Consider the following 23,935-nt stretch of genomic DNA (forward strand, 5'->3'; position numbering starts at 1 on the left):
AAGGGCAACCATCTGGCAATCGTATTGACCTGTACCGCACACTAGAGGCGTGACCGTCGAATTACTGGTTCTTCTGATCGTCATCGTCACAGCCCTCGCGTTCGATTTCACCAACGGCTTCCACGACACCGCCAACGCCATGGCGACGTCGATCGCCACCGGAGCACTCCGGCCGCGCACCGCGGTCGCGCTGTCGGCCATCCTCAATCTGGTCGGCGCCTTTCTTTCGGTAGCCGTCGCCGCCACCGTGGCCAAGGGCATCGTCCGGCTCGACGCCGTGCAGGGCCACGACCTGTTGATCATCGTGTTCGCCGGCCTGGTCGGCGGCATTCTGTGGAACTTGCTCACCTGGCTGTTCGGCTTGCCGTCGAGTTCCTCGCACGCCCTGTTCGGCGGCCTGATCGGCGCCACCCTCGCGGCGCTCGGTTGGAGCGGCGTGATCTGGGCGGCGGGGTCGGACGGCGTGCTGACCAAGATTATTTTGCCTGCCGTGCTCGCGCCGATCGTCGCCGCGATGGTGTCGGCCATCGGTACCTGGCTGGTCTATCGGATCACCGACAAGTCCGATCCCGGTAAGCGGGAAGAGGGTTTTCGGTGGGGCCAGATCGGCTCGGCGTCACTGGTCTCGCTGGCGCACGGCACCAACGACGCGCAGAAGACGATGGGCGTGATCTTCCTGGCGCTGGTCGCGCACGGCACGCTCACCAAGAACGCGGAGATGCCGCTGTGGGTGATGGCCGCGTGTGCCGTCGCCATCGCGGCGGGCACCTACCTCGGCGGCTGGCGGATCATCCGCACGCTCGGCAAAGGACTCGTCGAGATCGAATCGCCGCAGGGCCTGGCTGCCGAATCCGCGTCGGCGGCGATCATTCTCACCTCGGCGCATTTCGGGCTGCCGCTGTCGACCACACAGACCGCGACCGGGTCGATCCTCGGCACCGGGATCGGCAAGGGTGCGGAGGTGCGGTGGGGAGTGATGGGCCGCATGGTGGTCGCGTGGTTGTGCACGCTGCCGCTGGCCGGTATCGCGGGCGCAGCGTGCTGGGCGATCGCACACTTCATCGGCGGGCTGCCCGGCGTGCTCGTGGTGTTCGCGATCCTGCTCACCCTGTCCGCGGCGATCTATCTGCGCTCGCGCCGGGATCCGGTCGACACCAGCAACGTCAACGAATGGCCTGGTCATCCGCCGGGCATCGCGGTCGATGCCGCGAGCGGGAACGGATCGGCGGCAGCCGTCGGCGCGACCGCCGATGCGGTCGTGGAACCGGACAAGTCGAATCGATCGGCACAGGTCTAGGAGTGAATGTGCTTATGTCGAGCACAAATCCGAGCTCTCTCGTCGTGCCTGCGGCGCGACAGGACAGTTCAGTACCGCAACGGGAGGCGTGACGTGCACACACTCATCACGAATCTGAACGCGCTGTGGAAAGTGACACTGGCCGGGCTGGTGCTCGGCGCCGGGCTGCCGATGGTGTTCGCGGTCGCGATCCGATTCTGGTCGGCGGCCGAGACGGTGAGCGCGGACGGCCGTGTGACACAACGCAATTACCCGGCGCTGACGGTTGCGCTGCTGTGCTTCGCGCTGATCATCACCGCCATTCTTACCGGGATCCTTTATACAGCAAAGGCTTTCATCGCCACCCACTTCGGTATCCATCTGTTCGGACAGTCCTGAAGGGCGCAATGTGACGGATCAAGCGAAATCCGCGGAGCTCAGGCCGAATCTGCTCAGCCGGATCATCGGCTGGCTGCGCGCAGGCTATCCCCAAGGCATCCCGAGCTCGGACTACGTCGCCCTGTTCGCGGTGCTGCACCGGCACCTCACCGACTACGAGGTCGCCGCGATCGCCGCGGAACTGGCGGCGTCGAATCCGGACGGCGAGATCACCAACCCCGACATCGAGGACGCCATCGCGCGATTCGCGAAGGAACAGCCTGCCGAACACGACGTCGCCAGGGTCGCCTCGCGTCTCGCCGCAGGCGGCTGGCCGCTCGCCACTCCGCCGACCGACGCCGACTGAGCGCGTTGGCTTCGGCGATGCCACCCTTCCTGACCGCCATCATCGACTGGCTGCGGGCCGGATATCCGGACGGCGTACCGGAATCCGACTACATCCCGCTGCTGGCTCTGCTCCGGCGCCGCCTCTCCGACGACGAGGTACGTCAGATCGCCGCCGAGCTGGCCAGTTCCGGTGACCTGCCCGACAAGACCGACATCCAAGTGATGATCACCAAGGTCACCAACGAAATGCCTTCGGAGGCAGACGTTTCCCGCGTCCAGGCGCGCCTCGAAGCGCACGCATGGCCGGACGACGGTTCAGCCGACCGCGGTTAGCGGGGCGGAGCAGGCTCGGGAAAGAAGAAGGCGGAGTTGTCTTCTGAGATGCCGGGGATGTGGTGGAACGGCGTCAGGATCGAGAGCGCGGGGGTGCCGCCTGCAGGGTCGCGCCAGACATGGATATCCCAGAAGCGGCCGTGGGCAGGGCCCGGGGCGACCATCGGCAGTGGCAGCATCTCGCCCGCGGTCTCACCACGATGATGCTCGGCTGGGGGTTGTGGAGTGAATTCCCAGTCGAGGACGGAATGCACGCCCTGCTCGTGGACGAACCAATCCTCTTGCGCGACACAAAGATCAGTGGACGTCGGGAATTCGCCAGGGGTGTACATGACGCCGTGCCCCCAACCGGCGAGCTCATAGGGAAACGCGGGCCGGTATGGATCACCGTCATGGGCCAGGTCAGGATTGGGGCGATACATCAGCGCTCCCGGGTTTCCGGAGCGGACCTGCTGATCCATGATCGCGTCCGGACGCGCGAACGACGTCCCGATCCCCTCGAAACTGGCCAGCATATGCAACGGAACGGCATACCCGAGCGCCGCCAACGCGGCGAGATCCGCAGGCCCACGCAGCGTCGTGAGATGCCCGAGTCGCGCAACCAGCCGCGCCTCATCCGCACGCAACGAGGCTGCGCGCGCCTCACCATCGCAATAGCCGATGGTGTCGACATGCGCGTCGCCGTGATCGTGCGCAGCCGCCACACCCGATGCCGCCAGCACGCACACCGTCACCGCGACAACCAGAGAACTAGCCCAGATCATGCGCATGAACAGGAACAATAGCTATCTCGAATAACTCCGAGTTGGATTCGGCCAGGGCTGGCGTGGCTCCGACTCGGGGAGGTTGACTGCCCCGCGACACTCCGATCCGACATCTCCTCCGGTCCAAATACACGGAAGTACGGTGAACCAGACCGGCTGGTCTACCTGAAGGGATTGGTTCGATGCGAAACGTCCGGACAAGCGTGACCACTGCGGGTGTGGCATCAATAGTCGCCGCAGCCTGCTGGGTAGCCATGTCGCCCACCGCGTTGGCCGCGGATGCGACAGTCACACTGGACAAGAAGGCGACCTGGAAGACGGACCAGGACGATGACGAGATTCTGTACGTCTCCGGAACTGCCTCCTGTGCCACCGGAACCGCCAAGGTCATCGTTGGGGCAGCAGACAGTGATCGCCTTCGCTGGCACGCAACCAGCGATGAATTCACCTGCAATGGGAAACCACACACCTGGCAGGCGCGTATCGAGGTACCGGATGGCGGTCAGCTGAACACTGGCGGCAAGGAAAAAGCGATCGCCGCGTTAACCGTGAACGACGAGGTCATCGTCAAGTCCGGCGAAGTAACCGTGGAAATCCCCGAACGTCAGGAAGACGCGAACTGACAGTACATACCACAGAGCGAAGGCCGACTCCGGAGGTAGTTCCGGTGTCGGCCTTCGCTTTTCACTGCTTCGACGGCGACCGTCGAGTCCTGATCAGGCCGACTGTGCCCGCCGTTGCATGCGGAGTCCGACCAGGGTCATGGCGAGAGCGGCGACGAGCAGCAGGGCAAGGGTCCAGGCGAGGGCCGAAAAGCCGTGCGGCGCAGCGGCCGCCGCTACCAGCGGGCCTATCGTGGCGCCGACGTAGAAGCTGAACATCGCGACCGACATGGCGGCGGCGCGGGATTCGCCGCCGAGCTCGCCCGCGCTTTGCAGGACGGCGGGGCCGATGATGCCGAGGCCGCCGACCAGGACGGCGAGCAGCACGGTGAGGGTTGCGAGGTGGGCTCCTTCGAAGGTGGCGGCCACCATGGCGGCGGCCGCGATCAGGACGCCGAGGGTGATCTGGCTGTGCTTGGTGAGGCGGGCCAGCGGGATGGCCAGCAGCGGCAGCAGCATCATCACCGGAAGGCCGCCTGCCCGCAGGGCCAGCAGTTCGCCGGAACCCTTGACCACGCCGGTGAGTTCGAGGCCGGTGTAGATGCCGACCATCACCGCCATACTCATGGCGCCTGCGACCAGCATCGGCAGCAGCGAGCGGATGCGAAGCACCGCGGGGATGGCGGCATAGCTGTGCCGCAGCGGCCGATCGCGCCCGGTCGGCGCGTCGTCGAGCAGCACCTTGCGCAGCAGTACCGCGAGCGCCGCGAAGACTACGGCGGAGCCGAGGAATACGGTGCGCCACGGGAACGAGGCGACGACCGCCTGGGACACGATCTGTGCGATCACCGTCGCGGCGAGGAATGACGTGGCGACCGATGTGGTTGTCACGGCACGATGTTCGGGCGCGATGCGGGTCGCGACATAGGCCATGATCGCGGGCGGAATCGAGCCGACGACCAACCCTTGCACGATCCGCAGTCCAACGGCCAGCGGTGCACTGAAGGCGAGGCCGGTCAACAGTGTGACCACTGCCGCGACGAGCATGCCGGTCACCAGGACCTTGCGGTGCCCGTAGCGATCCGACAGCGGTCCGAAGAGCACGAAGCCGCCGGCATAACCGAACGCGAAGGCGCTGATGATCCAGGTCATCACGCCGGAGCCGACCTGCCAGTCCGCCTTCATGGCGGTGAAAAGCGGGATGGGTACATACATTTGACCGGTGGCGAGCAGGGCGGACAGCACGAAGACGGGCAGGGTGCGCGCGGTGTGGGCGCGCGGCGAGACACGGGAGGACGCGGTGGCCGCTGGCGCGGCGGTGAGCGGAAGTGTCGGCGAAGCCATGGGACGACAGTACGACCGGCGCCAGCTCGATGTCAACCAAATAGTTGGTTTATTCAAGTGCTAAAATGTGGGGCATGACGGCCACGATGAAGCGCAGTGACGCCACCAAGCAGGCGTTGCTGCGGGCGGCGCGAGACGAATTCGCCGAACACGGCCTGGCCGGGGCGCGCGTCGATCGCATCGCCGAGGCAGCCGGGGTGAACAAAGAGCGCATCTACGGCCTGTTCGGCAGCAAGGACAAGCTGTTCGACGTCATCCTGATCGACACCATGCGCGAGTTCATGAACGTGGTCCAGCCGTTGACCGAGACGGACGCGGGCAAGTACGTGGCCAAGCTGTTCGACTACCACAACAGCAACCCGCACCTGCTGCGCCTCATCCTGTGGGAGGCCCTGCATCGCGGCGTCGACGCACACGATATCGATGGCTGGCGCGCGGAGGTCTACGAGCAGAAATTCGATTCGGCCAGTGCGCAATTCGGCGTCGACCCGCAGCATGCGGGACGGTTGCTACTTGCCCTGTGCGGACTGTCCAACTGGAGCCTTGCCGTGCCGCAAACCACCAGGCTGCTGCTCGGCGCCGACGCCGACGACAAGGACGCGACCCGGGAGTTCCTCCAAGAGTTCGCCCGAGCAGCGATGCGCAACCTTCCGTTCGCGAGCAACCAGGAGAACACACCGGACCCGGCAACCGCCGAACCAGTCAATGCATTGACTGCTGGCGTCGACCGCGCCGCCGAAGTCGATCAAGCAGCGCAACGCCTCCGAAAAGCGCAGGCAGCAGCCGACGCAGCCCGCGACGAACTCGCCGCAGCCCTACGCGCCGCGCACGCCGACGGCACCAGCGCCAACCAACTCGCCCGCCAGGTATCGGGCACCGTATCCCGTCCCGTCGTCCTGAAACTGCTCGCCGACTAAGCCCCGCCGCCCGACGAGTGGCACATGGCTGCGGCAAAGTGCGAGAAGGCGTCTCCGTGGTGTGCCACTCGTGGCCTCAGGCGCTCAGCCCATCCGGCCATGCCGGCGGCACGGCGGGCCGGTTCTGGATGTGGGTGCGTAACTAGTGGGGGCTGCCTTAGCCGACGAGAGTGGAACCCTCGCTGCGGGCGGAAGGGCGGCTCAACGGAGCCACCCCTTCGGCCGACAGTTGGCGGCCGAAGGGGCAAGAAACAGGCGCGCCGATCCGGCGCGCTCCTGGTCAGAACGCCGCTTCGTCCAGATTCATGATGTCGTTGTCGATCGCGGCGATGATTCCCCGCACCGCGGTCAACCCCGGCAGCACGCTCTTCGCGAAGAAGCTTGCGGCAGCGACCTTTCCGGCATAGAACGGCTGATCCTTCGCCGAGGCGCCCGAGGCGAGCGCGGCAGCGGCGATCTCGGCCTGCACCAGCAGCCGCCAGCCGATGAGCAGATCACCGACCGCGAGCAGGAAGCGCACCGACCCGAGCCCGACCTTGTACAGCTCGGCCGGATCCTGCTGCCCCGCCATCAGATAGCCGGTCAGCGTGGCCGCCATCGCCTGCACGTCGGCCAACGCCGTCTGCAGCAGCTCGCGTTCGGTCTCGAACCGTCCGCTCTTCGTGTCGAGGAACGCGGCGATCTGCCCGGTGATGTGCCCGATCGCCACACCCTTGTCCCGAATGATCTTGCGGAAGAAGAAGTCCTGCGCCTGGATCGCGGTGGTGCCCTCGTACAGCGAGTCGATCTTCGCGTCGCGGATGTACTGCTCGATCGGGTAGTCCTGCAGGTAACCCGAGCCGCCGAAGGTCTGCAGCGATTCGGTCAGGTACTGGTAGGCCCGCTCGGAACCGACACCCTTGACGATCGGCAGCAGCAAATCGTCGACGCGGTGCGCCAATTCGGCGTCCGCGCCGGAAACCAGCTGCGCCACATCGGCATTCTGATGTGCCGCGGTGTAGAGGTACACCGCGCGCAGCCCCTCGGCGTAGGCCTTCTGCATGGCCAGGCTGCGCCGCACATCGGGGTGCCTGGTGATCGGCACGCGCGGCGCCGCCTTGTCGGTCATCTTGGTCAGATCCGCGCCCTGGATCCGCTCCTTGGCGTAGGCGAGCGCGTTCAGGTACCCGGTGGACAGCGTGCCGGACGACTTGATGCCGACCATCATTCGCGCGTTCTCGATCACCTGGAACATCTGCGCGATGCCATCGTGCACATCGCCGACCAGCCAGCCGACCGCGGGCACGTCGCCACCGAAGGTGAGCTCGCAGGTGGGCGAGGACTTCAGGCCCATCTTGTGCTCGACATTGGTCGCGTAAACACCGTTGCGGGCGCCGAGGTCGAGCGTCTCGGGGTCGAACAGGAATTTCGGCACGTAGAACAGCGATAGCCCCTTGGTGCCTGGTCCCGCGCCTTCGGGGCGGGCGAGCACCAGGTGGAAGATGTTTTCGGCGGTATCGCCGACGTCACCACCGGAGATGAAGCGCTTCACGCCCTCGATGTGCCAGGTGCCGTCAGGCTGCTCGATCGCCTTGGTGCGCCCAGCGCCGACATCGGAGCCCGCGTCCGGCTCGGTCAGCACCATGGTGCCCTGCCAGCCGCGCTCGTAGCCTTGGGTGGCCCAGCGCTTCTGCTGCTCGGTGCCGACGTTGTAGAGCACCGACCCCATCACCGGGCCCATGTTGAAGAAGATGGCCGACGGGTTGGCACAGGTGATCATCTCCTGCACCGCCCACACCACCGCGGCGGGCGCGGGCGTGCCGCCCATCCCCTCGGGCAGGCCGAGCCTGCTCCAGTCCGAGTCGTGCACGGCGTCGATGCTCTTGCGCAGCGGCTCCGGCACCGAAATCGAGTAGGTCGCCGGGTCGAATGCGACCGGGTCGCGGTCGGCGGCCGCGAAGGACTCTGCGATCGGCCCCTCGGCGAGCCGCTTCACCTCGGCCAGGATCTCGCGCACGGTGTCGGAGTCGAGGTCGCCGTAGGCGCCGGTATCGAGCAGCTTGTCCAGCCCGAACACTTCGAACAGATTGAACTCGATGTCCCGCACGTTCGCCTTGTAGTGACCCACGACGGTCCTCCCAGGTTTCAGCCGTTTTGACGTTGTACAAACGAAGCGTGCCGTACGGCGGTGACGCTACGCAACCGTAGGGTCACCCAGATCTCACCGAGGTTCACCAGCCGGTAACCGCAAAGGTTCACATGCCCGAAACACCCGAAACGGACTCGTCATCGAGAGATATTCCGGCGCAACAACTTCTGGCTACCGTTCACCTCGAATACAACCGTTGTATACAACTCGGTCGACAGCTCTGACCGGGGCATAAGGCGGAGGTATTCGCCGCGGTGCACGTCGTGCCGCCGAATTGCCTGATGAAGTGAGAAGGGTCCCGCCCCATGTCAGATTCCCCTGCCGTCCATCGACACAGTCCCCGACGCATGGTCAAGGCGATGGCGGTCCCGACCGCGGTAGCGCTCGCCGGATTGTTGCTGACCGCCTGTGGCGCCAAGGACGACGCCTCGACCACCGGGACGAATGCGACATCCTGCGTCGACACCTCGAAGGATTCGATCAAGGTCGGTTCCTTGCATTCGCTGTCGGGCACGATGGCGATTTCCGAGGTCACCGTGGCCAATTCGACCAAGCTGGCGGTCGACCAGATCAACGCCGCGGGCGGCGTCATGGGCAAGAAGATCGAGCTGGTGCTCGAGGACGGCGCATCGGACCCGAAGACCTTCGCCGAGAAGGCCGAAAAGCTGATCAGCTCCGACTGTGTCGCCGCGGTGTTCGGCGGCTGGACCTCGTCGAGCCGCAAGGCGATGAAGCCGAAATTCGAGAGCCTCAACTCGCTGCTCTACTACCCGGTGCAGTACGAGGGCCTGGAGGACAGCAAGAACATCTTCTATACCGGCGCGACCACCAACCAGCAGATCATTCCGGCGCTGGACTATCTGAAGCAGAAGGGCATCACGTCCCTCTACCTGGTCGGCTCCGACTATGTCTTCCCGCAGACCGCCAACCGCGAGATCAAGGCGTACGCGAAGGCCAACGGCATCGAGATCAAGGGTGAGGACTACACCCCGCTCGGCTCGACCGACTTCTCCACCATCGTGAACAAGGTGCGCACCGCCAAGGCGGGCGCGGTGTTCAACACCCTCAACGGCGACTCGAACGTGGCGTTCTTCCGTGAGTACACCAACGCAGGGCTGAAAGCCGCTGAGATGCCGGTGGTTTCGGTGTCCATCGCCGAGGAAGAGGTCGCAGGCATCGGCGCGCAGAACATCGCGGGGCAGCTGACGGCGTGGAACTACTACCAGACCGTCGACTCGCCCGCGAACAAGAAGTTCGTCGCGGACTACAAGGCCGCGTTCGGCGCCGACAAGCCGACCTCGGACCCGATGGAGGCCGCCTATGCCTCGGTCTACCTGTGGAAGAACACGGTGGAGAAGGCGAAGTCGTTCGCGGTGAAAGACATTCAGGCCGCCGCCGACGGCGTGAGCTTCGACGCGCCGGAGGGCCTGGTCACCGTCGACGGCTCGAACCACCACATCACCAAGACCGCCAGGATCGGCGAGATCCGGCCGGACGGGCTCATCTACACCGTGTGGGATTCGGGCAAGGCCGTCACGCCGGACCCGTACCTGAAGTCCTACGACTGGGCCAAGGGCCTCAAGTAATTCGCCCGATCGGTATGGGGTGGACGCACTCTCGCGTCCACCCCATACCGGCCCGAGATCCGAGGAGTCTGTTGTGGACGTCGTGATCGGCCAGCTCTTCACGGGGCTGAGTCTGGGATCAATTCTTCTGCTCGCCGCGTTGGGGCTTGCGCTGACCTTCGGTCAGATGGGCGTGATCAACATGGCGCACGGCGAGTTCATCATGGCCGGGTGCTACACGACCTATGTCGTGCAGAAGGTCATCTCGTCCGCCGGTGTGTCGCTGGTGGTTTCGCTGCTGGTCGGCTTTCTGGTCGGCGGCCTGCTCGGCGCGGCGCTGGAGATGGGCATGATCCGCTGGATGTACGACCGGCCGCTGGACACCCTGCTGGTCACCTTCGGTGTCGGGCTGGTGTTGCAACAGCTGGCCCGCGATATTTTCGGCGCGCCTGCCAAGAATGTCGTTGCGCCCGAATGGCTCAGCGGCGGTGTCACCATTCTCGGCGCCGTGGTGCCGAAGAGCCGCATCTTCATTCTGGTGCTCGCCGTCGCCGCGGTGATCACCTTGGCCACCGTGCTGAAGGCGACGCCGATGGGCAGGCGCATCCGCGCCGTGGTGCAGAACCGCGGTCTGGCCGAAACCAGTGGCGTCTCCAGTCGTTTCACCGATATCAGCACGTTCTTCATCGGCTCGGGGCTGGCAGGCGTCGCTGGTGTCGCGCTCACCCTGATCGGTTCGACCAGCCCGACCATCGGGCAGAGCTATCTGATCGACGCCTTCCTCGTGGTGGTGATCGGCGGGCTCGGCCAGATCAAGGGCACGGTGATCGCGGCGTTCGCGCTCGGCCTGCTCAACTCGTTCATCGAGTACTCGACGACCGCGTCGATCGCGAAGGTCATCGTGTTCGTCGTCATCGTCGTCTTCCTGCAGGTCCGCCCGCAAGGCCTGTTCACGGTTCGCACAAGGAGTTTGGCATGACCACACTCACCCGACGGTGGCGCGAACACTCCACCCTCACCGCGTTGGGCGGCTTCGCCGTCGCCGCCGTCCTGTTGTTCGCGGTCGCGCCCGCGGTACTGAGCGACTTCCGGTTGAACCTGCTCGCGAAGTTCCTGTGCTTCGCCATCGTTGCAGTCGGCATCGGATTGGCGTGGGGCCGTGGCGGCATGCTCACGCTCGGCCAGGGGGTGTTCTTCGGCATCGGTGCCTACATCATGGCGATGCACCTGCAGATGGCCGATGCCGCCCGGCTCGGCAACGACGTTCCGGAGTTCATGGAGATCTCCGGCATCAGCGAATTGCCGTCGTTCTGGCAGCCTTTCGCGTCCGCGCCGGTGGCGCTGATCGGCATCCTCGTGCTGCCTGCGCTGGTGGCGGCGGTGCTCGGGTTCGGGGTGTTCAAGCGGCGGGTCAAGGGCGCCTACTTCGCGATCCTCAGCCAGGCGCTGGCCGCGGCGCTGGCGATCCTGCTCACCGGACAACAAGCCATCGGCGGCTTCACCGGCCTGTCGGACTTCCGCGCGTTCTTCGGCTTCAAGCTCTCGGACCCGGCGAACCGGAAGATGCTGTTCTTCCTCGCGGCGGGCACGCTGCTCGTGGTGGTCGCGCTGGTGCGTCAGCTGATGCGCAGCAGGTACGGCGAATTGCTTGTCGCGGTGCGGGATCAGGAGGAGCGGGTGCGCTTCCTCGGGTACGACCCGGCGAACGTCAAGATCGTCGCGTATGTGGTCGCCGCGTTCTTCGCAGGCATCGCCGGTGCGCTGTTCACGCCGATCGTCGGCATCATCTCCCCCGCCGATATCGGCGTCGTGCCGTCCATCGCCTTCCTCATCGGCGTCGCCATCGGCGGGCGGACCACCCTGCTCGGCCCGGTGCTCGGGGCGATCGGGGTGGCGTGGGCGCAGACGGCGTTCTCCGAGGAGTTCCCGTCCGGCTGGACCTATCTGCAGGGCGTGCTGTTCATCGTGGTGATCGGCTTCATCCCGGCCGGGCTGGCCGGCGTCTGGCCGCTGCTGAAAGGGCTGCTGGACAGCAGGTTCCGCCGGCAAAGACCGGTCACGCAGACCGTGCTCGCGCCGCCACCGGCGCGCGCGACCACACCGGAGAAGGTGGAATCCCGATGACCGCAACGACACCAGCGCCGAAGCTCGGCGGCAACGCCGGGATGTCCGGCAGCGACTATCTCGAAATCCGTGGTCTCTCGGTGAGTTTCGACGGATTCAAAGCGGTCACCGATGTCGATCTCACGGTGCTGCAAGGCGATCTGCGCTTCCTGATCGGCCCCAACGGCGCGGGCAAGACGACGCTGATCGACGCGATCACCGGCCTGGTTCCGGCGACCGGCTCGGCGCAGAAGGCAGGCGTCGAACTGCTCGGCAAGAAGGTGCACCAGATCGCCAGGCTCGGCATCGGCCGCACCTTCCAGACGGCGAGCGTGTTCGAACAGCTCAGCGTGCTACAGAATCTCGACATCGCCGCGGGTGCGCGCCGCTCGGCGCTCACCATGCTGCGTCGCCGCACGTCGGTGCTGCCGAGCATCGAGGAGGCGCTGGAGCTCACCGGCCTCGGCGACCTGCGCGACCGGCCCGCCGGCGTGCTCGCGCACGGGCAGAAGCAATGGCTCGAGATCGGCATGCTGCTGGTGCAGAACGCGTCGGTGCTGCTGCTGGACGAACCGGTGGCGGGCATGAGCGCCGAGGAGCGCGAGGAGACCGGAAACCTGTTGCGCCGCATCGGCGGTGAACGGGTCGTCGTGGTGGTCGAGCACGACATGGACTTCATGCGCGCCTTCGCCAGCTCGGTGACCGTCCTCGCCGCGGGCAAGGTGCTCAGCGAAGGCACCGTCGAGCAGGTGCAGGCGGACCCGAAGGTGCAGGAGGTCTACCTGGGGACCACAGCGGCCATCGGAACCGCCTTGGAAGACGAAATATCGGTGCCAAGCAAGGAGTCCGTCTGATGCTCGAGCTCATCGACGTCCATGCCGGCTACGGCCGGACCGAAGTGATTCATGGTGTCTCGCTGACCGTTCCCGACGACAGCGTGGTGGCCGTCATGGGGCACAACGGGGCAGGCAAGACCACGCTGCTGCGCACCGCCGTCGGGTTGATCGGCGCCAAGTCGGGCAGGCTGGAGTTCAACGGCGAGCCGATCACCAAGCTGTCGCCGTCGCGGCGGGTGCGGCGCGGCATCGCGTATGTGCCGCAGGGCCAACAGAGTTTCCCGCAGCTGACCACCGCGGAGAACCTGCAGGTGGTCGCCGACGGCCGCAAGCGGGGCAAGGCGCTGATCGACGAGTCGCTCGATCTGTTTCCGGCGCTGCGCGAGCTGTTGCCCCGCAAGGCAGGTCTGCTCTCCGGCGGGCAGCGCCAGCAGCTGGCCATCGCCAGGGCGCTGATCACCGAGCCGACGCTGCTCATTCTCGACGAACCCACCGAGGGCATCCAGCCGTCGGTGGTCGCCGAGATCGAGCGCACCATCATCGATCTGACGCGACGAGGTGGGTTGAGCGTGCTGCTGGTGGAACAGCACATCGGCTTCGCACTGCAAGCGGCGCAACGGTATTACATCCTGCAATCCGGCCGGGTCACCTCCAGCGGGGCGGGCGGCGCAGGCGCGGAGTCAACAGTCCGCTCGGCGATGGCGATCTGAGCTGGCCGCCGTGCCGCGCAGGGGGCGAATCCCGTTGCGCGAGCGGGTCTATCACGCGCTGCGCCGGGATCTGGCCGCCGGGGCGTTCGTGCCGACCGAGCGGCTCGGCGAGGAACGGCTCGCGGACACCTACGGGGTCTCGCGCACCCCGGTTCGGGAGGCGCTCGTCCGGCTGCACGCCGACGGGCTTGTCGAACGGCACGCCGACGGGCTGTACCCGTACCGACCACGGCTCGACGAGCTCGATCATCTGTACGAGCTGCGAATCGTGCTGGAAGCCAGGGGTATTCAACGAATGCACCCCGACGCGCTGGCCGGGCACGACCTGGCCTCGATTCGGGCCGAGCTCGATATCTGGCGCGCGCTGCGCGACAACCCGCCCGAACCCGGTCCGGCGCTGGCCGCCGACGAACAGTTCCACACGGTGCTGCTGGCCGCCGCGGGCAACGCCGCGCTGGCCGATGCCCTTGCCGCCGTGCACATTCGGGTGCGCCCGGTCCGCACGCTCGACGTGCCGACCCCGGATCGCATCGCCACCATGACCACCGAACACATCGCGATCGCCGAACAACTCCTGTCCGGCGACGCGACCGCAGCCCTGCACACCCTCACCACGCATATCGACACCTCACGCGCCCACGTCCTCGCCCGCGCGCAGCACGCCATGGAACTGACGAAACTTGCTCGCGCCGTACGAGATTGATGTCGCGCTCGGTTTCAGCAGTCTGTCTGGAACGGGAAGCACGGGGTCGTGCGGGACGGCGCGGGCGGCCGGGGCGGGCTCGTCACACTGGTGGTCGGCGAAACCGGGTGTGAGGATTCGTGAGCCAATGAGTTGGCGATCACGCCGACGACGGCGATCATCCCGACGACCGCGACGGCGGCGACCACCCAGCCCGCGTAGGACTGTCGTTTCGTCGGGGGCCCGGGCGTCGGCTCGACCTTGGGTTTCGGCGGGCGCGGAATGACGCTCGGCGACTCCTGTGCCACCTGCTCGAACCCGGCGTCGACCAGCTCCTGACGGGGCGGCACACCGTCCGCGAGGCCGAGCGCGGTGCAGTCGCCGATCACCCGGTCGGCCGTCCACTTCCGCGGTCCTGCCGAAAAGCCCTCGAGATAGATGCGCAGCTCGGTCGCATCGGAGACGTTGCCGACGACGACGTCGAGGCCGGGCCGCAGGTTGGTGCGCGACGGGCGCACCACCGCACCGCGGAACGGAACGAGCAGCACCGCGCCGCACACATGCCCCGGATCGAGCAGCCCCTTTTCCAGCGCGCTCTTCACCGCGAAGATGCCGTGCTCCAGCCGATCGGACGGGCTGCCGGCCTGCTCGTCCAGGTCCGCGTCGGCATCGCTGATCCGCCACGGCCCGGCACCGGAGATGTTGAGAATGCCACTCTGCCTGCGCCGGAAGCCACGCACCTCCAGCACCGTGAGCCCGCGCGGCGTCCAGATCACCGCATCGATCTGTCGCCCGCCGACTTGGAGGTCGACCATGGCGAGCGCGGTCGACGGGTACGACCGCAGGCATTCGACGAATTCTTGTTCGGCATCGGAGAGCTGCGCCCCGGGGTTGACCCTCACCAGCATGTCGAGCTAGTCCGCCTCTCCGCGTCTCCAGGCCGCACTAGCGAGAGCCGCATTCGCTGCGCTCAGAGCCTGCTATCGAGTGCACGGTGAGCAGCAGGATTCCCCGACGAATTACCCCTGCGCTCACAAAAAGATCGTAACCGTGGAAACCTCACGCTGCGCAGGCAATTCGGCACGATGGTTCCGGTCAGCCCATTTCCGGCGCAGGTCGCACCCTCGATTCGACGGGTACTCGCCGGTAGGCTGACGGCTCGGGCAGGCGCCGCCTGGCCGCACCCCTCACGCGAAGGTGGCGACCCACGCATGGTTTCAACGCCGCGGCCACGCATTGCGCCCGGACGATTCCGGGAGCTCGGCCCGATCAACTGGGTGGTCTGGCAGGTACTTTCCCGTGCCGCTGGCACCGAGGACGCGCACCTGTTCAGCACGCTCGGCCGCACCAGGGGACTGTTTCGCGGCTGGCTGCACTACTCGGGCAAGTTGATGCCGGGCGGGCGGCTGCCGCGGCACGAGTCGGAGCTGGTCATTCTGCGCGTCGCGCACCTGCGGAGCTGCGAGTACGAGATGGATCATCACATTCGCCTCGGCAGGCGGGCCGGGGTGACCGCGGAGATCCTCGACCGCGTGCGGGTCGGGCCGACGGCGCCGGACTGGTCGGACAAGCATCGGGCGCTGCTCGCTGTCGTCGACCAGATGGTCGAGACGCGGGACGTGGATGACGCGCACTGGGCCGACCTGGCCGCGCACTACGACGAGCGGACACTGATCGAGATCGTGCTGCTGATCAACCAGTACGAGGGGTTGGCGGCCACCATCACCGCGCTGCGCATCCAACGCGACGGGATCTAGCACCGCACGCTGCACGTCTCACTTGTCGATGAGACACAGGTTCAGCGCTCGCCGATGAGACGCGCCAGACCGTCGAGGACCCTGGCCAGCCCGAATTCGTAGGCATGGTCGGCGCTCACCGTCGAGTCGTACGCCTGGCCCGCCGCTTGCCCGACGCGGGCCGCCAGCGGAAACCGCTCGGCGTCGAACAGCTGCGCCAGCAGCGGCGCCGCGCGCTCCCACCACTGATGATCGGACATGGCGCTGTCCGCGGCGGCCCGCTCGGCATCGATCCCGATCCTGGCCACCGAGGTGACGAAGCCGAGCACGAAGGTCAGCGCCGCGTCCATCGTGACGTCGTCCAGGCCGAGGCCGTCGAACGCGCCCAGCTCGTGGTCGTACTTCGCGGTGAGGCCAGGCCCGAGCGGCGGGCGGGTGGTCGGCAGGTACGCGAGCCACGGATGCCTGGCCAGCAGCGCGCGATTGGCCGCGGCGATCGTGCCGACCCGATCGCGCCACGGCAGGTCGGTCAGGTCCGCGCGGTCCATCTGGCCGTAGACCTTGTCCACCATCAGGTCGAGCAGTTCGGCTTTGCCAGGCACGTAGGTGTAGGTGGCCATCGGGGTCAGGCCGAGCTCGGTCGCCACCGCGCGCATGGTGAGGGCGCCGATGCCTGCCGCGTCGGCGATCGCGATGGCCGCGTCGACGACGGCGTCGATGCTGCTGCGTTGTTTCGGGCCACGGCTCGGACTCGGGTTCGCAGGCACCCGCCAGAGCAACTCCAGGGTGCGCACCGGATCGCCTGCGCCGCTTCGGTCTTGCTTGCCGCGGCGGTCGCCGGGCGCCCGTGCCGAGCCGTCGTCCACCCTGCCCTCCTCAACTGGTCGAGTTCCGATCGTATCGATGTGATGTAGATCACGGTGCGGCTGGGCTGGAATTTTTCTACAAAGTATAGCGTACTTAGTACATAATAAGTCTCGACCCGAGGAGAACCATGCGCATCACCGCTTCCGCCCTCTCGCTCAACGTCGCCGATCCGCAAGCCTCGGCGAAGTTCCTCATCGACCACCTCGGTTTCGTCGAGAAGATGTCCGCCGACGGCTTCGTCTCGCTGGACCGGCCCGACGCCGGGCTCAACATGATCTACCTGCGCACCGGGCTGAAGACGTTCAAGCCGCAGAGCGCGGCGGGCAGCGCGGGCGAAGGACTGCTTGTCGTGTTCGTCGTCGACGACATCGACGGGGAGTACGCCAGGCTGCAGAGCGAGGGCGTGCCGATCGTCACGCCGATCGAGACCGAGGAGTGGGGCGAGCGCTACTTCCAGATGCGCGACCCGAACGGGATCATCGTGCAGCTCGTGCAGTGGGTGTGAACCAGCGGCGTCTTGCGGACCGCCGGAACCTCACCGGGTTCATGCGGTTACCGAGTTCGATGAGGTCGTCGGCGACGAGAGCGTAAGCGCGGTGAGGTTCCGTGCAGTGGAACCACACCACGTTCACGTCGTCGCCGTCCGACCCTTATCGCCACAGACCTGCACCAGGTGCCGAATGCGCTCGACACCAGGCGATTACGTAGTGTCCGGCGATCAGCTCAGTGCCGCGCGGAACACCTCGATCGCCGGTGTCGACGCGCGGCCGAGCAGCTTCTGCAAGTCGCCGCTGTGTATGTCGAGGATGCCGCCGACGATGCCGGTTTCCGCGTCGCCGAGCACTTTCGCGTAGTCGGCGGGCACGCCTGCCTGGATGAGCCCGGCGACGTATTCGTCTTCCGACAGGTTCTCATAGCGGACCGGCGTACCCGCCGCCTCCGAAATGACCTGGGCCAGTTCGACATAGGTGAGATGCTCGTCACCGCCGAGCTCGTAGACCTGTCCGGCATGGCCGTCGGTGGTGAGCACCGTCGCGGCCACCGCGGCATAGTCGGCACGCGCGGCGCCTGCCACGCGACCCTCGCCCGCCGCACCGTGCAGCACACCGGACTCGACCGCGTGCGCGAGTCCGCCGAGGTAGTTCTCCCAGTACCACCCGTTGCGCAGAATCACATGCGGGACAGTCGAATCCGCAAGCAACGCTTCGGTGCCGATGTGTTCCTTCGCGAGGATCAGCGGGCTTTCCGCCCCGCGCGGAATGCTGGTATAGGCGAGTAGTTCCACGCCCGCACGCTCGGCGGCGCGAATGACGTTGCCGTGTTGGACTACTCGGTTGCCGAACTCGTTACCGGAGACCAGCAGCACCCGGTCGACACCGGTGAGCGCGCGGTCGAGTGCGGCGACGTCGTCATAGCTCGCCTGCCGGACGTCCACGCCACGCTCGGCCAGGTCGGCCACCTTCTGCGGATCACGCACGATCGCGACGACCGGCGTCGCTCCGATGCGCAGCAGTTCTTCCACGACGAGACGGCCCAGTTGTCCACTGGCTCCGGTGACGGCAACGGTCATGACTACCTCCTAGAGTAGGTACGGCTTGATAAGCACTAACTAATAGTAAGTACTATTCATTCCTACACCACTATGGGCACGGTGGGTACCATCGGATTCATGAGTACGCAGCACGCATCGTCGCCAGCCGTCGACGATCCGACGCTAGAAGCCGACGTCTTCGCACGAAACTGCACGTCACGACCGGTTCTGCAGAATGTCGCGAGCCGATGGGGCACCCTCGCCCTCGTCGCACTACGCGAAGGTCCCTACCGATTCAGCGCATTGCGCAGGCGCGTCGACGGCGTCAGCGAACGCATGCTCTCGCAGACCCTGCAAGCACTGGAGCGCGACGGCATGGTGCACCGCGAAGTGCACGAAACCATCCCGCCGCGTGTCGAATACACGCTGACCGAGCTCGGCGCCGAGGTCGCCGACCAGCTCGAATCGCTCATCCAGGTGGTCGAGCGAAACATGCCGAAGGTGCGCGAAGCCCAAGCCGTCTATCACCGCGACTGACGGCGCGCCGCTGCGGGAAGAGACCGAGATCACCGCCGGTTGATACCGGCATGGACCTCGTCTCCGCGCTCGATTTCGCCCGCACCCACCAGCGTTCGGTGCTGACCACGATCCGCCGCAACGGCCGCCCGCAACTGTCCAACGTGCTGCACGTGGTCGGCGACGACGGCGTCCTCCGGATCTCCATCACCGCCGATCGCGCGAAGTACCACAATCTCGTCCGCGACCCATGGGCCGCCATCCACGTCACCCGCGACGACTTCTTCGCCTACGCCGTCCTCGAAGGCATCGCCGACGTCACCCCGGTCGCCGCCGACCCCGCCGACCCCACCGTCGACGCCCTGGTCGACTACTACCGCGCCGCCTCCGGCGAACACCCCGACTGGGACGAATACCGCCGAGCCATGGTCACCGACCACCGCGCCCTCGTCCGCTTCACCCCCAACCACGCCTACGGCCTGCTCTGACCGATAGACGGCGGTGATCAGTGTTGGAGGAGGTCGGAGACGGTGACGAAACGGTAACCGGCGGTGCGGAGTTCGGTGATGATGCGGGGGATGGCGGCGAGGGAGTCGGCGCCGTGTTTGTGCATGACGTGGAGCAGGATGATGGAGCCTGGGCGAGCTTTGCTGACGGTGTCGGCGACGATCTCGTCGGTGGTGGCGATCGTGCCGGAGTCGGGTTCGATGTCCCAGGTGACCGTGGTGCGGCGGTGTTCGGCGAGATAGTGCGGTAGGGACCAGAGTTTCTTGCCGTTGGGTGGGCGGAAAGTGACGGGTCCCTGGTAGCCGGTTTTGCTGATTTCGGCGTCGGTGCGTTCGATTTCGTCGCGGACGGTGTCGGCGGAGACCAGGACCATACGGCGGTGGGTGTAGGTGTGATTGCCGATTTCGTGGCCTGCGGCGGCGATGGCCCTGCCGTAGTCGGGGTGGGCGGCGAGGTCGCTGCCGACCAGGTAGAAGGTGGCCGGAACCTGTGCTTCGGCAAGGGTTTTCAGAACGTCGGGGGTGCGGTCGGTCGGCCCGTCGTCGAGGGTGAGGGCGACAACCTTGTCGGTGGTGTCGACCCGCGACACCAAATGCCCTGCCAGTTGAAAGGTGCGCGAGTTCATCAGGAAATAGCCGCCGACAGCGAGGACGAGCACGATGACGAGAACCAGCACACCACCGATGAGCCCTTTGCGCCGCATCATTGCTGTCTAGCAGGTTCGCGCCGACAACGAAAACGGTGGCGCCCGAACCTTTCCAGGCCGGACGCCACCGTCGAAGTACGCAGCGAGCTCAGAAGTTGATCATGTGCCCGGCGAGCCCGTGGAAGGCTTCCTGCAGCGCTTCGCTGAGCGTCGGGTGGGTGTGCACGTTGCGGGTCAGCTCGTTGACGGTGAGGTCCCACTTCTGGGCCAGCGTCAGCTCAGGCAGCAGCTCGGAGACGTCGGGGCCGATGAGGTGGCCGCCGAGCAGTTCGCCGTACTTGGCGTCGGCGACCAGCTTGACGAAACCGGTCGGATCGCCGAGGCCGTGCGCCTTGCCGTTGGCGGTGAACGGGAAGGTCGCGACCTTCACGTCATAGCCCTCGTCGCGCGCCTGCTGCTCGGTGAGACCGAAGCTGGCGACCTGCGGCTGACAGAAGGTGGCGCGCGGCATCATCCGGTAGTCACCGAGGGTGACGGTGTCCGCACCCGCGATGGTCTCGGCGGCGACCACACCCTGCGCCTCCGCGACATGCGCGAGCTGCAGCTTCGCGGTGACGTCACCGATGGCGTAGATGTGCGGCACGTTGGTGCGCATGTAGTCGTCGATCGCGATGGCGCCGCGGTCGGTGAGCTGGACGCCCGCCGCCTCGAGGCCGTAGCCCTCGACGCGGGGAGCGAAGCCGACGGCCTGCAGCACCTTGTCGACGGTGACCGTCTCCACGTTGCCGGACTTGTTGTCCTTGATCGCGACGGTGACCTTCGAGCCGTCGTCGTCGATGGACTGCACGGCGGCACCGGTGGTGATGGTGATCCCGAGCTTCTTGTACTGCTTGGTGATCTCCTTGGACACATCGACGTCCTCGTTCGGCAGCGCGCGGTCGAGGAACTCGACGATGCGCACGTCGACGCCGTAGTTCTTGAGGACGTAGCCGAACTCCATGCCGATCGCGCCCGCGCCGACGATCAGGATCGAGCCGGGCAGGTCGCGGGTGAGGATCTGCTCCTCGTAGGTGACCACGTTGTCGCTGAGCTTGGTGCCGGGCAGCAGCTTGGTGACGGTGCCCGTCGCGATGATCACGTTGTCGAAGGTGACGGTCTCGGTTCCGCCCTTCGACAACTCGACCGACAGGGTGTTCGCGTCGGTGAAGGTGCCCTTGCCGTCGAACTCGTCGATCTTGTTCTTCTTCATCAGGAAGTGGACGCCCTTGACTCGGCCGTCCGCCACCTTGCGGCTGCGGTCGAACGCAACCCCGAAGTCGAAGTTCACCTCACCGGAGATGCCGAAGGTCTTGGCTTCCTTCGTGAAGATATGGGCCAGCTCGGCGTTGCGCAGCAGCGCCTTGGAAGGGATGCAGCCCACGTTGAGGCAGACACCACCCCAATACTTCTGCTCGACGATCGCGGTACGGAGGCCAAGTTGTGCCGCGCGGATGGCGGCGACATAACCGCCAGGACCGGCACCGAGAACGACAACGTCGTAATGGGAAGTCACGCTGTCGAGCCTAACTCTGTTGCTTGGAGTTGGCCCACCGGTCCCCCGCAACATTGAGCCGTGCGCCACAACCGGGCGGGAAAGTCCGGTGCGTACTGCACCTATCGGGTACGGGAGTGCCACTCGTCGCGCGTTAATGTTGGCGCGTGGTGGATCAATCGACGCGAGCTGATCCACGCACGTCGGCCGACTCGGATCGGTCCGGGCCTGGGTCGCTGCTCGACGGGACCGCCTCGACGCACCTCATCCGGTTGGTTCGCGATACGGCGCGACGGACCGGGGTCGCCGAGGAACAACTGGCCGCCATCCACGGCGTGGACGACACCGCGTTGGCGGGCGAGCTCAACCGGATCCCGCTGCATTCGCTGCTCCGACTGTGGGAACTACTCGCGACGGCAAGGCCGGAGCCCGGCGCGGGTCTCGCGGTCGTCGCTGCCGCACCGCTCGGCACCCTGACCACGTGGGACTACCTCGTCACCAACGGCCCGACCCTCGCCGACGCGCTCGGTGCCGCGCAGCCGTACCACCGGCTGGTCACCGCGGCCGCCGAAGGCTTCGGCCTGACCCAGGACGGTGACCTGACCGTCGAGTTCCGCACCACCGCAGGGGATCCGGCGGTCGCCGCGGTGATCAACGAGTACGTGCTTGCGTACTACCTGCGGCGGGCGCGCGAGGCGACCGGTCGCCAGGTCGTCCCGGCGCGCGTCGCGTTCAGCCGGGCCGCGCCGCGCAATCACGACGCACTGACCGCCGCGTTCGGCACGGATCGCATCGAATTCGACGCTCCCGCAGACACCATCACGTTCCGCGCCGACGATGCGACCGCTCCTTTGCCGCGCGCCGACCCGATGCTCGCCGACCTACTGCGCAGTCACGCCGACCTGGTGTTGGCCACCGCACGCCCGATCCCCGGACCGCTCGAGGCGTTCCGCATCGCCCTCGCCGCCGCGCTCACCGCGGGTGATCCGTCGCTGACCTCGGTCGCGCATCGGATGGCGGTCAGTCCGCGCACCCTGCAACGCCAGCTCGCCGAACACGGCACCACGTGGCGCCACGAATTCGATCTCGTCCGGTACGAGCAAGCGAAAACCCTACTCGCCGAAGGACGTTTGACCACCTCCGCGATCGCAACCCGGCTCGGCTTCACCGACGACCGCGCCCTGCGCAAAGCCTTCCACCGCTGGAGCGGCACCTCCCCCACCCGTTCGCGCCTCGCTTAGCGAGTGGCACATGGCTGCGGCGTTTGTCGAGAGGACCTCTCCACCATGTGCCACTCGTTGGTGAATATCCGGCAGGAGGGCGGGCCGCAGCCGACAGTTGCTGATCGGTTCACCTGGGAAAACAGGGTGGCGCGAATGGACCGGGTGGCGGCGTCGGCGGACCTGGGAACGAGTGCCCTGCGCTCATAGCGTTTGTCGTACCGGATCGGAGCGGTTCGGACAGCGAAGAAGAGGCAGAGCAATGAGCGTTCAGACCACCAACCAGGCGAGCAGCACCGGCGTCCTGCCGCAGACCTCGCGGGAGATCCAGTTGGCCGCGCGGCCGACCGGTGCGCCGACGGCGGAACATTTCGCGCTGGTGGCGCGGCCGATCCAGGAGCTCGCCGACGGACAGGTCCTGGTGCGCAACACCTGGATGTCGGTGGACCCCTACATGCGCGGACGGATGGATGATCGCCCGTCCTACATCGCACCGTTCCAGTTGGGCGAGGCGCTGGAGGGATCCGCGGTCGGCGAGGTGATCGCGTCGAAGGCGGCGAGCCTGCCCGTCGGCAGCACGGTGACGCACTTCGCGGGCTGGCGCGAGTATGTGGTGCTCGACGCGGAAACCGCTACCCCCGTGGACACTTCGCTCGCGGCCGCACACCACTACCTCGGCGCGCTCGGCACAACCGGTCTCACCGCTTATGCCGCATTGACGGATGTCGCACCGGTGAAACCCGGTGACACCGTGTTCATCTCGGCGGCGGCAGGTGCGGTGGGCAGCGTGGCCGGGCAGATCGCCAAGGCCCTCGGCGCGGCGAAGGTGATCGGCTCCGCGGGCGGACCGGCCAAAACCAGGCTGCTCCTCGACGAATTCGGCTTCGACGCCGCCATCGACTACCGGGCGGGCGATCTGGCCGGACAGTTGGCGGCCGCCGCTCCCGACGGCATCGACGTCTACCTCGACAGTGTCGGCGGCGAACACCTGCGGGTCGCGGTCGACGCGATGCGCCCGAAGGGCCGGGTCGCGCTGGTCGGCGCGATCAGCGGCTACAACGGCGCCACCGCCGAGCCAGGCCCTGATCTGTACAAGGCTGCGACACGGGAGGTTTCGCTGCGCGGCATGCTCGTCAGCAGCTACTTCCCGATCTTCGGCGACTACATCGCCAAGGCCGCGGCCTGGCTGGCCGACGGCACGATCCGCACCACGGAGACGGTCTACGAGGGCCTCGACCAGGCGCCCGCGGCCTTCCTCGGTGTGCTCTCCGGCGCCAACACCGGCAAGATGCTGGTCCGCCTCGGGTGAGATACATGGCTGGTGGCGCGACCGATTCGGTCGCGCCACACCTGTTTTCGGCCCATCATTCGGCCCGGTTCAGCTGTCGTACCCCG

At 66.6% G+C, this 23,935-nt stretch carries 26 protein-coding genes; 18 read left to right on the plus strand and 8 right to left on the minus strand.

Going from position 1 to position 23,935, the window contains the following annotated elements; genetic code table 11:
* Positions 1 to 49 precede the first annotated feature (49 nt).
* The 4 genes from NA11_RS05970 (at position 50) to NA11_RS05985 (ending at position 2,335) form a co-directional block, all read left to right on the plus strand.
* On the plus strand, positions 50 to 1,297 hold the full coding sequence (locus NA11_RS05970) for an inorganic phosphate transporter (RefSeq protein WP_069160705.1): 1,248 nt from the start codon (positions 50 to 52) through the stop codon (positions 1,295 to 1,297).
* A gap of 93 nt (positions 1,298 to 1,390) precedes the next feature.
* On the plus strand, positions 1,391 to 1,675 hold the full coding sequence (locus tag NA11_RS05975) for a hypothetical protein (protein ID WP_069160706.1): 285 nt from the start codon (positions 1,391 to 1,393) through the stop codon (positions 1,673 to 1,675).
* Positions 1,676 to 1,685: 10 nt separating this feature from the next.
* On the plus strand, positions 1,686 to 2,021 hold the full coding sequence (locus tag NA11_RS05980) for a DUF3349 domain-containing protein (protein ID WP_069160707.1): 336 nt from the start codon (positions 1,686 to 1,688) through the stop codon (positions 2,019 to 2,021).
* 17 nt (positions 2,022 to 2,038) lie between these two features.
* Complete coding sequence (locus NA11_RS05985; protein ID WP_069160708.1) at positions 2,039 to 2,335, plus strand: DUF3349 domain-containing protein; 297 nt, start codon at positions 2,039 to 2,041, stop codon at positions 2,333 to 2,335.
* On the opposite strand, the gene NA11_RS05990 is transcribed toward NA11_RS05985, so the two are convergent.
* On the minus strand, positions 2,332 to 3,105 hold the full coding sequence (locus NA11_RS05990) for a hypothetical protein (protein WP_141717429.1): 774 nt from the start codon (positions 3,103 to 3,105) through the stop codon (positions 2,332 to 2,334). The two genes, NA11_RS05985 and NA11_RS05990, sit on opposite strands and share 4 nt — an antisense overlap.
* 248 nt (positions 3,106 to 3,353) lie before the next feature.
* Between NA11_RS05990 and NA11_RS05995 the strand changes: the two genes are divergently transcribed.
* Positions 3,354 to 3,722, plus strand: coding sequence for a hypothetical protein (locus NA11_RS05995; protein ID WP_069160710.1), 369 nt, complete (start codon positions 3,354 to 3,356; stop codon positions 3,720 to 3,722).
* Positions 3,723 to 3,815: 93 nt separating this feature from the next.
* On the opposite strand, the gene NA11_RS06000 is transcribed toward NA11_RS05995, so the two are convergent.
* A complete protein-coding gene (locus NA11_RS06000) occupies positions 3,816 to 5,045 on the minus strand; it encodes an MFS transporter (protein ID WP_069160711.1) in 1,230 nt (409 codons plus the stop codon).
* Positions 5,046 to 5,119: 74 nt separating this feature from the next.
* On the opposite strand from NA11_RS06000, the gene NA11_RS06005 reads away from it, so the two are divergent.
* Positions 5,120 to 5,962: a TetR/AcrR family transcriptional regulator gene (locus NA11_RS06005; RefSeq protein ID WP_245745734.1), complete on the plus strand. Its 843-nt coding sequence runs from the start codon at positions 5,120 to 5,122 to the stop codon at positions 5,960 to 5,962.
* Between the two features lie 280 nt (positions 5,963 to 6,242).
* Here the strand turns inward: NA11_RS06005 and NA11_RS06010 are convergent, their stop codons facing one another.
* Entirely contained in the window at positions 6,243 to 8,069 is a 1,827-nt protein-coding gene (locus NA11_RS06010) for an acyl-CoA dehydrogenase (RefSeq protein WP_069160712.1), read from the minus strand.
* Between the two features lie 368 nt (positions 8,070 to 8,437).
* Between NA11_RS06010 and urtA the strand changes: the two genes are divergently transcribed.
* From urtA to NA11_RS06040, 6 genes are all read left to right on the plus strand, one after another.
* A complete protein-coding gene (gene urtA, locus NA11_RS06015; protein WP_141717442.1) occupies positions 8,438 to 9,676 on the plus strand; it encodes an urea ABC transporter substrate-binding protein in 1,239 nt (412 codons plus the stop codon).
* A 73-nt stretch (positions 9,677 to 9,749) separates the two neighbouring features.
* A complete protein-coding gene (urtB, locus tag NA11_RS06020) occupies positions 9,750 to 10,634 on the plus strand; it encodes an urea ABC transporter permease subunit UrtB (protein ID WP_069160714.1) in 885 nt (294 codons plus the stop codon).
* Entirely contained in the window at positions 10,631 to 11,779 is a 1,149-nt protein-coding gene (urtC, locus tag NA11_RS06025; protein ID WP_069160715.1) for an urea ABC transporter permease subunit UrtC, read from the plus strand. Before urtB ends, urtC begins: the two co-directional genes overlap by 4 nt.
* Complete coding sequence (gene urtD / locus NA11_RS06030; protein ID WP_069160716.1) at positions 11,776 to 12,612, plus strand: urea ABC transporter ATP-binding protein UrtD; 837 nt, start codon at positions 11,776 to 11,778, stop codon at positions 12,610 to 12,612. The genes urtC and urtD overlap by 4 nt, the downstream gene beginning before the upstream one ends.
* Positions 12,612 to 13,304 carry an urea ABC transporter ATP-binding subunit UrtE gene (urtE, locus tag NA11_RS06035; RefSeq protein WP_069160717.1) on the plus strand — a complete coding sequence of 231 codons (693 nt, stop codon included), beginning with the start codon at positions 12,612 to 12,614 and terminating at the stop codon, positions 13,302 to 13,304. Before urtD ends, urtE begins: the two co-directional genes overlap by 1 nt.
* Positions 13,305 to 13,314: 10 nt before the next feature.
* On the plus strand, positions 13,315 to 14,007 hold the full coding sequence (locus NA11_RS06040) for a GntR family transcriptional regulator (RefSeq protein WP_069160718.1): 693 nt from the start codon (positions 13,315 to 13,317) through the stop codon (positions 14,005 to 14,007).
* Positions 14,008 to 14,021: 14 nt separating this feature from the next.
* Here the strand turns inward: NA11_RS06040 and NA11_RS06045 are convergent, their stop codons facing one another.
* Positions 14,022 to 14,894, minus strand: coding sequence for an NERD domain-containing protein (locus NA11_RS06045; protein ID WP_069160719.1), 873 nt, complete (start codon positions 14,892 to 14,894; stop codon positions 14,022 to 14,024).
* A gap of 303 nt (positions 14,895 to 15,197) precedes the next feature.
* Between NA11_RS06045 and NA11_RS06050 the strand changes: the two genes are divergently transcribed.
* Positions 15,198 to 15,743, plus strand: a complete 546-nt coding sequence (locus NA11_RS06050) for a carboxymuconolactone decarboxylase family protein (RefSeq protein ID WP_069160720.1) — start codon at positions 15,198 to 15,200, stop codon at positions 15,741 to 15,743.
* 41 nt (positions 15,744 to 15,784) lie between these two features.
* Here the strand turns inward: NA11_RS06050 and NA11_RS06055 are convergent, their stop codons facing one another.
* Positions 15,785 to 16,588 (minus strand): TetR/AcrR family transcriptional regulator C-terminal domain-containing protein, encoded by an 804-nt coding sequence (locus NA11_RS06055; RefSeq protein ID WP_069160721.1) that lies wholly within the window; start codon positions 16,586 to 16,588, stop codon positions 15,785 to 15,787.
* 128 nt (positions 16,589 to 16,716) lie between these two features.
* Between NA11_RS06055 and NA11_RS06060 the strand changes: the two genes are divergently transcribed.
* Entirely contained in the window at positions 16,717 to 17,094 is a 378-nt protein-coding gene (locus NA11_RS06060; protein ID WP_069160722.1) for a VOC family protein, read from the plus strand.
* 213 nt (positions 17,095 to 17,307) lie between these two features.
* On the opposite strand, the gene NA11_RS06065 is transcribed toward NA11_RS06060, so the two are convergent.
* The gene (locus NA11_RS06065) at positions 17,308 to 18,159 is read right to left on the minus strand and encodes an SDR family oxidoreductase (RefSeq protein ID WP_069160723.1); all 852 of its coding nucleotides are present in this window, start codon (positions 18,157 to 18,159) and stop codon (positions 17,308 to 17,310) included.
* A 99-nt stretch (positions 18,160 to 18,258) separates the two neighbouring features.
* Here NA11_RS06065 and NA11_RS06070 point away from each other — a divergent pair, with 99 nt between their 5' ends.
* Positions 18,259 to 18,657 carry a winged helix-turn-helix transcriptional regulator gene (locus tag NA11_RS06070; protein WP_069160724.1) on the plus strand — a complete coding sequence of 133 codons (399 nt, stop codon included), beginning with the start codon at positions 18,259 to 18,261 and terminating at the stop codon, positions 18,655 to 18,657.
* A gap of 50 nt (positions 18,658 to 18,707) precedes the next feature.
* Positions 18,708 to 19,124, plus strand: a complete 417-nt coding sequence (locus tag NA11_RS06075; protein ID WP_069160725.1) for a PPOX class F420-dependent oxidoreductase — start codon at positions 18,708 to 18,710, stop codon at positions 19,122 to 19,124.
* A gap of 17 nt (positions 19,125 to 19,141) precedes the next feature.
* Here the strand turns inward: NA11_RS06075 and NA11_RS06080 are convergent, their stop codons facing one another.
* On the minus strand, positions 19,142 to 19,846 hold the full coding sequence (locus NA11_RS06080; RefSeq protein WP_141717444.1) for a polysaccharide deacetylase family protein: 705 nt from the start codon (positions 19,844 to 19,846) through the stop codon (positions 19,142 to 19,144).
* Positions 19,847 to 19,937: 91 nt separating this feature from the next.
* Positions 19,938 to 21,341: a dihydrolipoyl dehydrogenase gene (lpdA, locus tag NA11_RS06085; RefSeq protein WP_069160727.1), complete on the minus strand. Its 1,404-nt coding sequence runs from the start codon at positions 21,339 to 21,341 to the stop codon at positions 19,938 to 19,940.
* Between the two features lie 146 nt (positions 21,342 to 21,487).
* On the opposite strand from lpdA, the gene NA11_RS06090 reads away from it, so the two are divergent.
* Together NA11_RS06090 and NA11_RS06095 are read left to right on the plus strand one after the other, a co-directional pair.
* A complete protein-coding gene (locus NA11_RS06090; protein WP_084654206.1) occupies positions 21,488 to 22,561 on the plus strand; it encodes an AraC family transcriptional regulator in 1,074 nt (357 codons plus the stop codon).
* Between the two features lie 241 nt (positions 22,562 to 22,802).
* Complete coding sequence (locus NA11_RS06095) at positions 22,803 to 23,849, plus strand: NADP-dependent oxidoreductase (protein WP_069160728.1); 1,047 nt, start codon at positions 22,803 to 22,805, stop codon at positions 23,847 to 23,849.
* Positions 23,850 to 23,935 lie beyond the last annotated feature (86 nt).

Source organism: Nocardia altamirensis NBRC 108246, assembly GCF_001612685.1.
Classification (GTDB): Bacteria; Actinomycetota; Actinomycetes; order Mycobacteriales; family Mycobacteriaceae; genus Nocardia; species Nocardia altamirensis.